Source organism: Rouxiella sp. WC2420 (assembly GCF_041200025.1).
In the GTDB taxonomy this organism is placed as follows: Bacteria; Pseudomonadota; Gammaproteobacteria; order Enterobacterales; family Enterobacteriaceae; genus Rouxiella.
Genome location: NZ_CP165628.1, coordinates 4526150 through 4538172, shown reverse-complemented (window position 1 = coordinate 4538172; position 12023 = coordinate 4526150). Strand labels below are relative to the sequence as shown.

The window sequence follows — 12023 nt, the reverse complement described above, 5'->3', positions numbered from 1 at the left end:
CAACAAGATGTGCGGCCTTTTTATTTAGACGTTCGGGATGTTTCGACCGTAGTAGATTTCCTGCATCTCTTTATAAAGCAGGTCGGTAATCTCTTTACGCTCAACGGCACTCAGCTCATCCGGTTTGGCGTTGAACAGATAATGTTTGAGATCGAAGTCTTTGAGCATCATCTTGGTGTGGAAGATATTTTCCTGAAACACGTTGACGTCCATCAAGTGATACAACGATTTCATATCTACCGACATAAAGTTCTGAATCGAATTAATGGAATGGTCAATATAGTGTTTCACACCATTGATATCACGAGTGAAACCACGTACGCGATAGTCAATAGTCACGATGTCTGATTCCAACTGGTGAATTAAATAGTTCAGTGCTTTAAGCGGTGAAATCACTCCGCAGGTCGATACTTCAATATCGGCGCGGAAAGTGCACAGCCCGCCTTCCGGATGACTTTCCGGATAGGTGTGAACGCAGATGTGGCTTTTATCGAGGTGGGCCACCACTGAGCTCGGTAATGGACCGGGATGCTCAGATGTATCAACGTCTTTGGGATCAATCGGTTCCTCGCAGACCAGAATCGTCACGCTGGCACCTTGCGGTTCGTAATCCTGGCGCGCGACGTTAAGGATGTTGGCGCCGATGATTGAGCAGGTCTCGGTGAGGATCTCCGTCAGGCGATTGGCGCTGTATTCTTTATCGATGTAAGCGATATAGCCGTCGCGATCGTCTGCGGTTTTGGCATAGCAAATATCGTAGATACAAAAACTTAAACTCTTGGTCAGGTTATTGAAACCATGCAGTTTCAGCTTTTTCAATTTAGTTCACCCCCTTGTGGATGGTGTTTCAACGGCTTGCTGAAAGGGCATTCAGTAAGTATTGCGGCAGGGCAAAGCTGCCGTGGTGGATGCCTGGATTATAATATCGGCTGACGATGTTTGAGGCGGCAAAGCGTTCCTGCAGCGTATCGACACTCAGACTACGGTATTGCGGATTATTGCTTGCCCAGGCAAAGGTCATGATCCCGCCATAATAAGTTGGGATCGCCGCCTGATAAAAGCTGACGTCTTCGAAATAGTGACTCAGTTTTTGATGGCTGTTGACTGCCTCATCCTGTTGCAGGAAACAAACTCCGTTCTGCGCCACGAAGACACCATCGGGATTGAGACAGCGGGCGCAGCCTTCGTAGAAGCGGGAAGTGAACAGGCTCTCGCCCGGCCCGATAGGATCGGTGCAGTCAGAAATGATCACATCAAAGGTTTCGTGGGTCTGATTGACGAAATTGACCCCGTCATCAATGACCAGATTAAAGCGGGCGTCTTCATAGGAACCCGCGTTATGGCTGGGCAGATACTGGCGGCAGAATTCGACCACGCCAGCATCAATTTCCACCATGGTGATTTGCTCAACGCCTTTGTGGCGGCAAACTTCGCGAAGCATACCGCCGTCACCACCGCCAATAATCAACACTTTTTTAGCACCGCCGTGAGCCAGCAGTGGAACATGGGTCATCATTTCGTGATAGATAAACTCATCGCGCTCGGTAGTTTGCACCACGCCGTCGAGCGCCATTACGCGGCCCAGCGCCGCATTTTCAAAAATCACCAGATCCTGATGCTCGGTTTTATCGCGATAAAGTTCTCTTTCAACAGTGAAATATTGGCCGAAACTGTCGTGCAGCGTCTCATACCAAATTTCTTTCCGAGATATTTTTTGAGACATATTCTTACCCTTATCCTGAGTACTCACCGCCTTGAAGATTGGTGAAATAGGGTAGCGAATTCGGCCGTGGCTTGCACGGTCAAACCTCAGCCAAGACAATCATTATTGTCAGGGGTGTATTACAGGCGGGGTATCTTCAGAGGATATTCTAGCTCACCCCACAGAAAGCGGGGCGAGGCGGTACAATTTAGTTACTGTACGTTAGTAATCCCAACGAATCTCGGGCCAAAGACTTGCATTTAACCGGTTTTGGAACCGCAATACCACTAAGGTCGCGATAGCTGTCCTCACCCAACGCCTGCATGTCGAAGTTAGCGTAATTGGTTAAATCCCAGTGATTTTGCTGTGCGAAAAATATTATCGCCCGTTTGATTTGCGTGTTGGGAAGTTGGTCATAGCCGCAATTATTTTTCAGATAAACAAAAACAGCGGTCAGGTCGGCAAGATCTTCTGCTTCCGGCTCGCTAAGCGCCTGGCTGGCCGAGGAGAATCCGAGTAACGTCAGCAATAGCAGACTCAGGGTGGTTTTTTTCATGCTCTGCCTTGTTTTTGTAGGTAAATGAGTCTTTGCCGTTAAGTTGAATCTGGCGATAAAAAGTGCTTTAAGCACAGTAAAAATATTCAGCATAGTAATGATTAGGCCCATAAATTATCAAAATGACGTTACCATATTTGCCACAGCGCACATAAATTTCTTTTACATCAGTTTTTTTCAAATCTTATATCGGCTTGACCTTAACCCTGGGGAAAGGTTTAGTCTGAGTGAATCAGCCTCTCTTTTGACATCAAAAAGGACCGACCATGTATCGTCGCGATTTTATCAAGCTGGCCGCGTTATACGGCAGCGTCGCTGCCCTTCCTGCATGGAGCCGCCAGGCTTTTGCGGACAGTCGCCCGGCGCTGCCGATCCCCGAGATCCTGCAGCCAGATGTCAGAGGAATCTATCGTCTCAGGCTTCAGCAGGGCCAAAGCCAGATTTTAACGGGTGTTAATACCACGATCTGGGGCGTTAATGGCAATCTGCCTGGCCCCGCGCTGAGACTGCGCAGAGGCAAGCCGGTAGGGGTTATCGTTGAAAATAACTTACCTCAGGCCAGCACGGTACATTGGCACGGACTTGAGATCCCCGGCGATGCAGATGGCGGCCCACAGGCGATGATTGCACCCGGCGCTCGTCGAGAGGTGCAATTTACTGTAGACCAACCTGCGACAACCTGCTGGTTTCACCCTCATCCACATCAGACCAGCGGTTATCAGGTAGCAATGGGGTTGGCGGGATTGGTGATAATTGATGACGAGGATGGCGATAAGCTGAAAATTCCTTCGCGCTGGGGTGTTGATGACATTCCAGTAATTTTGCAGGATAAACGGCTCAACGCGGCCGGTCAGATTGATTATCAGCTCGATATCATGACCGCCGCGGTGGGGTGGTTCGGGCAACACATGCTGACCAACGGCGTGATTTATCCGCAACACGGCGTGTCACGCGGCTGGGTGCGGCTACGTTTGCTTAACGGCTGTAATGCCCGCTCGTTGATACTTGCGACCAGCGATCGTCGCCCGCTGTATGTCATTGCCAGCGACGGCGGTTTCCTGCCGGAACCGGTCAAGGTCAGCGAATTGCCAATGCTGATGGGCGAGCGCTTTGAAGTGATGATCGACTGTTCCGACGGCAAAGCTTTTGATTTGGTAACACTTCCGGTGAAGCAGATGGGCATGACGCTGGCTCCGTTCGACCAGCCACTGGCAGTGCTGAAAATCCAGCCGACTATTACCCAGTCTGGCTCCTCTTTGCCTGATTCGCTGATTGCCTTGCCGCCGCTGCCTTCGCATGATGACATCCCAACGCGCTGGCTACAGCTGATGATGGATCCTCAGCTTGACCAGCAAGGCATGCAGGCACTGATGAAACGCTACGGTCACGGAGCAATGGCGGGTATGAGCATGGGAAACGGCAGCGCGGATAATATGGCTGCAATGCCGGGCATGTCTGCGGCTGGGCATCAGAGTATGGATATGTCGGGTGGGCATCAGAATATGAAAATGCCGGGCATGTCTTCAAGTGACCATGCGGGTATGGCGATGCCGCAACAGGCTGCACACTTTGACTACATGACCGCCAACAAGATTAACGGCAAAGCCTACGATATGAATCACCCGGCGTTTGCAGTCAGGCAGGGGCAATATGAGAAATGGACGATATCTGGCGAAGGAGACATGATGCTGCATCCTTTCCATATCCACGGCACTCAGTTTCGTATCCTTACCGAAAACGGTCAGCCAGTGGCAAAACATCGTCAGGGATGGAAAGATACTGTACGCGTAGAGGGCGGCCGTAGCGAAGTTCTGGTGCAGTTCAACCATCGCGCCGACCAGCAGCATGCCTACATGGCGCACTGTCATCTGCTCGAACATGAGGATACAGGCATGATGACCAGCTTCACCGTTGCCTGATTGGCTAGGCGTCGACCATTCTGCGTTGCGGATTCGACCCTCGTCTGGACTCGGCTCGCTGGCTTATCGTTTCGTACAAGGAAAGGGAAATTTCTTGTTGCGCAACGTTCTTTGATATACTCCCTGCGCACAAAGACTGCCATCAGCCATAATGGTGGCAGGACTCATTTTATTTTTAGGTAGCCAGGCTTGATATGAAACACACTGTAGACGTAATGATTTCCGAACAGGAAGTAAAAACCCGTATTGCCGAGTTGGGTCGTGAGATCACTGAACACTATCGCGACAGCGGTAGTGAAATGGTTTTGGTCGGGCTGTTACGTGGATCGTTTATGTTTATGGCCGATTTATGCCGCGCTATCGACGTTCCGCATGAGGTCGATTTCATGACGGCTTCAAGCTACGGCAACGGTATGTCGACCACTCGCGATGTGAAAATCCTCAAAGACTTGGACGAAGACATTCGCGGCAAAGATGTGCTGATAGTCGAAGATATTATCGACTCAGGTAATACGCTGAGCAAAGTCCGTGAAATCTTCAAATTGCGCGGCCCGAAATCTCTGGCAATCTGCACGTTGCTCGACAAGCCGGAGCGCCGCGAGGTTGACGTCACCGTGGAGTACGTCGGATTCACCATTCCAGACGAGTTTGTGGTCGGTTATGGTATCGACTACGCACAGCGCTATCGCCATCTGCCGTATGTCGGCAAAGTCACTATGCTCGAAGAGTAAGCGAGTCGCTACCAGATTTAGCCACTTCTGACCCGGGCAGTGCTCAAAATCCTCATGGACTTTATGTCCACTCCGGTTTCTGCGCGCTGTCCGAATCACAATTGGCGTCATCTGCTACGCTCCAGTCGAGAATGAGTCAGCGCACATACTGGAACGTTAAACGCCCCGAACTATTGTATAGTCCGGGGCGTTATTATTAGTGCCGGTTATGATTGAAAATGTCGTTATTTTGACTGTTCAATCAGGGAAGCAACGCCCCGATGATAGCGCTGCTCGAGCTCTTCACGGCTGTTGGATGCCATATTCAAGTCACGCAACAGGCCATCCTGAAGTCCGTACACCCAGCCGTGAATAGTGATTTTTTGACCGCGTTGCCAGGCACTGCGCATCACGGTGGAGTGACCCAGGTTATACACCTGTTCCGCAACATTCAGCTCACAGAGTTTATTCAGACGGTCATCAGGCTCAAGTTCGCTAAGCGCGTGTCCGTGTTTGAAATAGATGTCGCGGATATGCAGCAGCCAGTTATCGATTAATCCTAATTCCGGGTTTTCGATCGCCGCCTTCACGCCGCCGCAGCCGTGGTGACCACAAATAATCACGTGTTCAACTTCCAGCACGTCGATAGCGTATTGCACAACGGACAGGCAGTTGAGATCAGTGTGGATAACCAGGTTGGCAACGTTACGGTGAACAAAAAGTTCGCCAGGTTCCAGTCCGGTTAAACGTTCAGCAGGAACGCGGCTGTCGGAACAACCGATCCATAGAAAACGTGGTTTCTGAGCAAGAGAGAGGCGTTCGAAAAAGCCAGGATCTTCCTCTTCCATTATTTTTGACCAGGCAGCGTTGTTACTGATCAGTGTTTCGATATCTTTCATGAAAGTTAATAGCCTGTAAGAAAGCGTCTACGTTGGAGTAATATAGGTCAACTCGAATGAAATTCACAAGGGTTCTGCTTAACCTATACGAATCTTGAGAAAACAATACATTGAAAACAAGGTAAGACTTCACTTATGACATACGCTTTAGAACTGGAGAAGTTAACCAAAACCTACGCAGGCGGTGTACAGGCTCTACGCGGGATTGACTTGCGTGTTGAAGCCGGCGATTTCTATGCGCTGCTAGGTCCCAACGGGGCCGGAAAGTCCACTACCATAGGCATTATCAGCTCGCTGGTAAACAAGTCCTCCGGCAAGGTTCAGGTATTTGGTTACGACATCGACAAGGATATTGTTAACGCCAAGCGCCAGCTCGGACTGGTCCCCCAGGAGTTCAACTTTAACCCTTTTGAAACCGTGATGCAGGTTGTGGTTAATCAGGCAGGCTACTACGGCGTGAAGCGATCTGACGCCCTATCACGTGCTGAAAAGTATCTCACTCAGCTCGACTTGTGGGGTAAACGCAACGATCGCTCGCGCATGCTGTCGGGCGGGATGAAACGTCGTCTGATGATTGCCCGTGCGCTGATGCATGAGCCTAAACTGCTGATCCTCGATGAGCCAACCGCGGGTGTGGATATCGAGCTGCGCCGTTCTATGTGGGGCTTCCTGAAAGAACTGAATGTGCAGGGTACAACCATCATTCTAACCACCCACTATCTTGAAGAGGCCGAGATGCTGTGTCGCAATATCGGCATTATTCAGGGCGGTCTGCTGGTGGAAAACACCTCGATGAAATCGCTGCTGGCCAAGCAGAAATCAGAAACTTTCGTGCTTGATTTGGCACCGAAAAGCGCGATTCCCAAACTCGAGGGCTATCCCAGTAACCTGCTTGATACCTCGACGCTGGAAGTTGAAGTGATGCGCGAGCAGGGTCTTAATTCGCTGTTTAGCCAGCTGAGCAAGCAGGGCGTACAGGTGTTGAGCATGCGTAACAAGGCTAACCGTTTGGAAGAGCTGTTTGTCACCCTGGTAAATGGCAGTGAGGGTAAAAAATAATGTCGCAACTCTATTGGGTGGCACTAAAAAGTATCTGGATGAAAGAGATTAACCGTTTTGGACGCATCTGGGTGCAAACCCTGGTCCCACCGGTGATCACTATGTCCCTGTATTTTGTGATTTTTGGGAATTTGATTGGTTCACGCATCGGCGATATGCACGGTTTTAGCTACATGCAATTTATCGTGCCGGGCCTGATTATGATGTCGGTTATCACCAACTCCTACGCCAATGTCGCTTCGTCGTTTTTCAGCGCCAAATTCCAGCGCAACATTGAAGAACTGCTGGTAGCGCCTGTGCCAACTCACGTGGTGATCGCCGGTTACGTCGGTGGCGGCGTGGCACGCGGTATTTGTGTGGGGATTTTGGTCACCGTCATCTCGCTTTTCTTCGTGCATCTTACTATCCACTCATGGTGGGTAATTGCGTTGACGCTGCTGCTGACCGCCATCCTGTTCTCGCTGGGTGGTTTGCTAAACGCCGTATTTGCTACGACTTTTGACGATATCAGCCTGATACCGACCTTCGTGCTGACACCGCTGACTTATCTGGGCGGGGTATTTTACTCTCTGACCCTGCTGCCGCCGATTTGGCAGGCGATCTCCAAGCTTAACCCGATCGTTTATATGATCAGCGGATTCCGCTACGGATTTCTGGGAATTTCAGATGTGCCACTGGTGTTTACCATGGCGGTGCTGGTGGCGTTCATCGTGGTATTTTACCTGCTGGCCTGGTACCTGATCGAGCGCGGACGCGGGCTAAGAAGTTAATAGCGGGTCATTCCAAGACTCTGGATCCGATGTCAGCCAGAGTGTCTAAGTGCCTGAACTGCCTGGAACTGAACCCCCGAATGAGGGTGAAAAAATTCAAATTCGGGGGTTCAGTTTATCTGAACAGAGGAAAGGGGATCACGCCCCGGTCAGTAATCCTTTTTCAACACCACTGCTAATGGCCTGCAATAACTGTCGCGTGTAAGGATGCTGCGGATGCTGCCAAATCTGCTGATGACTTCCTTGCTCCACCGATTGTCCCTGATACATCACCATCACCCGATCGGCGATATAGCGCACCACGGCCAAATCATGTGAGATAAACAACAAGGACAGCTGCCGCTCCTGTTTTAAATCCACCAACAGATTCAAAATTTGTGCCTGCACTGACACATCCAGCGCCGACACGGGTTCGTCACAAATAATCAGCTGTGGATCAACGATAAGCGCTCGGGCAATTCCAATGCGCTGGCGCTGGCCGCCGGAAAACTCGTGCGGATAGCGTTCTATGGCATTGGCAGGCAAACCGACCTGGTCCAAAATCTTCAACACCGCTTTATGGTGAGAAGCTCGCTCGCCGAGATGATGCACTCGCAGCGGCGTTTTGAGAATTTCGCCGACGGTGTGCCTTGGATTAAGCGACGCATAAGGATCCTGAAACACCATTTGCACCCGACGTCTCAGTGGGGCAAGCTGCGACGAAGAGTGACGGGTAATGTCCTCGCTGTCGAAGAGAATTTGCCCTTTCTGCGCAGAGAGCAGGCGCAGGATAAGCTTGGACAGCGTTGATTTTCCGCAGCCTGATTCTCCCACCAGCCCCAGCGTTTCTCCCGGCATAATCTCCAGCGAAACGTCATTAACCGAGGGCACCTGCGCACTCGATGAAGGATAGTGAAAACTGACATTTTTCAGTTCCAGCAATGGCTTATCTGCGCAATGGAACGGGCGAATCTCACTAACAGGCGGGATGTAAAGCGTCGGCGGTGCATCCGCATGGTGAACAATTTCGGTCAGTCGGCTGGAGCGATAATGAGGCGTGTTGCTACCGTGCAACGAGGCCGCTAAAAGCCCCTGACTGTAAGCGTGTTGCGGATTCTGAAACAGCGCTGTTTTGCTGGCTTCCTCGACTTTTTCGCCCTGATACATGACCGCTACGCGATCGGCACGCTGTTCCACCAGGCCGAGATCGTGGGTGATAAACAGCACACCCATACCCAATTCCTGACGCAGTTTGTCCAGCAGCGAGAGGATCTGCATTTGTACCGTGACGTCCAGCGCGGTGGTCGGCTCATCAGCAATCAGCAGTTTTGGTTCGCATGCCACCGCCATGGCAATCATCACTCGCTGACGCTGGCCACCAGAAAGATGGTGCGCATAATCATCCACTCGCTGGTTTGCCTGAGGGATATTAACCAGTTGCAGCAGTTCGATAGCGCGTGTTCGTGCCGCCGCCGCCGACAAACCCAGATGCAGGCGCAGCGTTTCGATAATCTGCTGGCCGATGGTTAGCACCGGATTCAGCGAGGTCATCGGCTCCTGAAAGATCATCGCGATATCTTTGCCGCGCCGTTGACGAATCGCGCTATCAGACAGCGACAAAAGGTTGCTGCCCTGATAGAGGATCTCACCAGAAAGCCGCGCGTTATCGGGTGCCAAGCGCATGGTCGAAAGGGCGGTTATCGATTTTCCACAGCCGGATTCCCCAACCAAAGCCATAAACTCGCCAGCGCGTACAGAGAGATTAAGATGGCGAACCACGGAACGATCGCCAAACTGCACGCTGAAATCTTTATATTCGAGAAGTGAAGCCATCAGTCAATTCTCCTTGCGGCGCGGATTAAGCAGGTCATTGAGTGCATCGCCCAGCAGATTCAGAGCCAGAATAGTGACTGCCAGCGCCGCGCCGGGGATCACCGCCAGATACCAGGCGTTCTGTAACGACTGACGCCCGTCGCCAATCATGCTGCCCCAGCTAATTCGGTTAGGGTCGCTGAAACCTAAGAAAGCCAGTGAAGATTCGGTGAGGATTGAAGAGGCCATTAGCACGGAAACGGTCACGACAAGTGAGGGCAAAACATTAGGCAGCAGTTCGCGGAAGATGATCCGCAGATGGCTATAGCCCAGACTCTGCGCCGCCAGCACAAAATCCAGTGACCTCAACTGGCGATACTCGGCACGCACCAGACGGGCAATCATCGGCCATGAGGCCAGTCCGATGGCAAAAGAAATATAGGTGACAGTCGGCTGCCCAATCACTACCAGCACAACGACCAGCAGAAACGATGGGAAAGTCTGGAACAACTCGGCCAAACGAGTGACGGCCTTATCAAGCCAGCCGCCGAAATAACCCGCGCTGGCTCCGGCAATAACGCCAATCAACAAGCTGACTAACACGGCACTAAAGCCAATCTGCAATGACACCTGCGCGCCGTGGAAAATGCCGGAAGCAACATCTCGGCCCAGCGAGTCGGTGCCTAGCGGATATGCCGGATCGTCACCCGGCCATAAAAAGGGTTGCGCGACCATGTCCAGTGGATCGCCCGGAAACAGCCACGAGGCTGTCGCGGCCATCAGGAAAATAATTAACAGCAATGCGCTGCCAACCACCGCCTCCAGCGAACGCCAGAAACGTCGCCATGTGGAACGACCGGCTGGTTTCAGCATGATGCCGCTAACGTTTAACGGGTCAGCCGTTTTCATTTTTTGCCCTCAATCCGTGGATCGAGCCAGCTTTGCAGCACGTCAACCACGATGTTGACGATGACCACCAAAAACGCTGACAGCAGCAGTACGCCAAGCACCACATTGAAATCACGCGCGACAATCGCCTCCATCGCCAGACTGCCTAAACCCGGCCAGTTGAACACGGTTTCGATGACCGCCGCACCGCCAAGCAGGTTGCCGAAATACATCCCGGCGACCGTGGTGACGGGCATCAAGGCACAGCGCAATACGTGACGCACTGCGATGCTGCGCGGATGCAGGCCTTTCGCATGAGCCGTGCGGACAAAATCCTGAGTGGCAATTTCCAGCATCGCGCTACGCGTCAGTCGGGCATAAATCGCAATGAAATAGCTACTCAATGCCAATACCGGAAGCACCGCGTGGCGCAGAGTATCGGCCAGCGCCGCCCAGCCAGTAAGATTCACGCCAATAGTTTGGCTGCCACCGCTAGGCAACCAGCCGAGATGCACCGAGAACAGCAGCAGGATAACCAGTCCCATCCAGAAGCCGGGCAGGGAGTAAAGCAGCAGATTAAATACGGTTAACAGACGGTCCGGCCATTTATTGGCCCAGACAGCCATGGTAACCCCGAAGCTGATCCCGACAAACAGCGCTACAACCTGTGCCAGCAGCATAAGCAGCAACGTGTTGGGCAGGCGCGACAGGATTAACGAGCTCACGTCAGTGCCATAACGTGGGGAATAACCCAGATTAAAGTGCGCCAGATGCGTGAGGTAGTTGTAAAACTGAAATAACGCCGGTTTATCCAGGCCGTACTCCGAGCGTAGCCAGGCCATGTTTTCTGCCGTGGCACTGCCGGACTGGCTTGCCATCACGTCAACCGCGTCGCCGGGTAACAGCTGCAAAAACAGAAACACCACCAGCACGATCCCAAGCGCGGCCGGAATTGCCTGCAACAGCGCCCGGCCTAACGCGGAAAAAATGCGGCTTAAAGATTCCATTGTTGTCCACCGTCCCAATATGAAGGGCGCAGCGCCGCATAGAAACTTTTCACCAGCGTTACCGTGTCGTAAACCGGCAGATTAAAACGTGCCTGCAACAGCGCGCTGAAAGGCGCAAGATTGGTGCATTCCAGCACCAGCGCACCGGTATTCGGAAACTTTTTCAGGGCATTTTCCGCGGTAGTCAGCACCTCATCGGCCAGCGTTTGCCAGCTTACCGAGCTATCGCCGTCACGAATTGAGCGCACAAACTCCGACTGCGCAGGCATGCCCGCAACGGCAGCGTCGGCCGGGATGCCAACGCGCGTCAAATATTCGGCTTTCAACGTGCTCGCATCGTAGGTCAAAATCAGTGGCTGCTTATTGGCCGGGAGCAACTGACGCACCGTGACGTATTGCAACAGGCTGCTCGTCACTACCGGCACCGGCGACCACGCTGCCAGTTCCTGCTGATACCACGACAGATAACCGCAGCTGGTGGTCAGCCCATCGACACCCTCGTTAATCAGCTCCTGCGCTGCGCGTTTGAACGGCTCCAGCAAATCATGTTCTCCCAGGTGGCCCATCCGCTGCGGAATTGCTTCCTCGACCACTTTGTAGCGCACCGGAAAGGGCCAGGTGTGCGGATTGCCGATATCGCCCTGATAGCGACGAAAATGCGTTTTTACCATCAAAATTCCGAGAGTGGCTGGCTTGCTGCCGACATTATTCTGGCTCATCAA

Annotated in this window: 12 protein-coding genes; 4 read left to right on the top strand and 8 right to left on the bottom strand. The window is 52.2% G+C overall.

The window, feature by feature from the left end; translation table 11 throughout:
* Window positions 1–24 precede the first annotated feature (24 nt).
* From speD to AB3G37_RS20955, 3 genes are all read right to left on the bottom strand, one after another.
* The gene (gene speD / locus AB3G37_RS20965; RefSeq protein ID WP_369788987.1) at window positions 25–819 is read right to left on the bottom strand and encodes an adenosylmethionine decarboxylase; all 795 of its coding nucleotides are present in this window, start codon (window positions 817–819) and stop codon (window positions 25–27) included.
* 28 nt (window positions 820–847) lie between these two features.
* Window positions 848–1711, bottom strand: coding sequence for a polyamine aminopropyltransferase (speE, locus tag AB3G37_RS20960; RefSeq protein ID WP_369791013.1), 864 nt, complete (start codon window positions 1709–1711; stop codon window positions 848–850).
* Window positions 1712–1910: 199 nt separating this feature from the next.
* The gene (locus AB3G37_RS20955; RefSeq protein WP_009634659.1) at window positions 1911–2258 is read right to left on the bottom strand and encodes a YacC family pilotin-like protein; all 348 of its coding nucleotides are present in this window, start codon (window positions 2256–2258) and stop codon (window positions 1911–1913) included.
* A gap of 266 nt (window positions 2259–2524) precedes the next feature.
* Here AB3G37_RS20955 and cueO point away from each other — a divergent pair, with 266 nt between their 5' ends.
* Window positions 2525–4177 (top strand): multicopper oxidase CueO, encoded by a 1653-nt coding sequence (cueO, locus tag AB3G37_RS20950; RefSeq protein ID WP_369788986.1) that lies wholly within the window; start codon window positions 2525–2527, stop codon window positions 4175–4177.
* Window positions 4178–4371: 194 nt separating this feature from the next.
* On the top strand, window positions 4372–4908 hold the full coding sequence (gene hpt, locus AB3G37_RS20945) for a hypoxanthine phosphoribosyltransferase (protein WP_009634656.1): 537 nt from the start codon (window positions 4372–4374) through the stop codon (window positions 4906–4908).
* A 224-nt stretch (window positions 4909–5132) separates the two neighbouring features.
* Here hpt and can read toward each other — a convergent pair whose 3' ends face one another.
* On the bottom strand, window positions 5133–5786 hold the full coding sequence (gene can / locus AB3G37_RS20940) for a carbonate dehydratase (protein ID WP_009634655.1): 654 nt from the start codon (window positions 5784–5786) through the stop codon (window positions 5133–5135).
* 135 nt (window positions 5787–5921) lie between these two features.
* Here can and AB3G37_RS20935 point away from each other — a divergent pair, with 135 nt between their 5' ends.
* Together AB3G37_RS20935 and AB3G37_RS20930 are read left to right on the top strand one after the other, a co-directional pair.
* Window positions 5922–6845: an ABC transporter ATP-binding protein gene (locus tag AB3G37_RS20935; RefSeq protein WP_009634654.1), complete on the top strand. Its 924-nt coding sequence runs from the start codon at window positions 5922–5924 to the stop codon at window positions 6843–6845.
* Window positions 6845–7615, top strand: coding sequence for an ABC transporter permease (locus tag AB3G37_RS20930; RefSeq protein WP_009634653.1), 771 nt, complete (start codon window positions 6845–6847; stop codon window positions 7613–7615). Before AB3G37_RS20935 ends, AB3G37_RS20930 begins: the two co-directional genes overlap by 1 nt.
* Before the next feature lie 138 nt (window positions 7616–7753).
* Here the strand turns inward: AB3G37_RS20930 and AB3G37_RS20925 are convergent, their stop codons facing one another.
* From AB3G37_RS20925 to AB3G37_RS20910, 4 genes are read right to left on the bottom strand one after another with little or no spacing between them, the layout of a single operon-like run.
* A complete protein-coding gene (locus AB3G37_RS20925; protein ID WP_369788985.1) occupies window positions 7754–9427 on the bottom strand; it encodes an ABC transporter ATP-binding protein in 1674 nt (557 codons plus the stop codon).
* A 3-nt stretch (window positions 9428–9430) separates the two neighbouring features.
* On the bottom strand, window positions 9431–10279 hold the full coding sequence (locus tag AB3G37_RS20920; protein ID WP_369791012.1) for an ABC transporter permease: 849 nt from the start codon (window positions 10277–10279) through the stop codon (window positions 9431–9433).
* A 32-nt stretch (window positions 10280–10311) separates the two neighbouring features.
* Window positions 10312–11301, bottom strand: a complete 990-nt coding sequence (locus tag AB3G37_RS20915; protein ID WP_369788984.1) for an ABC transporter permease — start codon at window positions 11299–11301, stop codon at window positions 10312–10314.
* Entirely contained in the window at window positions 11289–12020 is a 732-nt protein-coding gene (locus tag AB3G37_RS20910) for an aspartate/glutamate racemase family protein (RefSeq protein WP_369788983.1), read from the bottom strand. Before AB3G37_RS20910 ends, AB3G37_RS20915 begins: the two co-directional genes overlap by 13 nt.
* Window positions 12021–12023 lie beyond the last annotated feature (3 nt).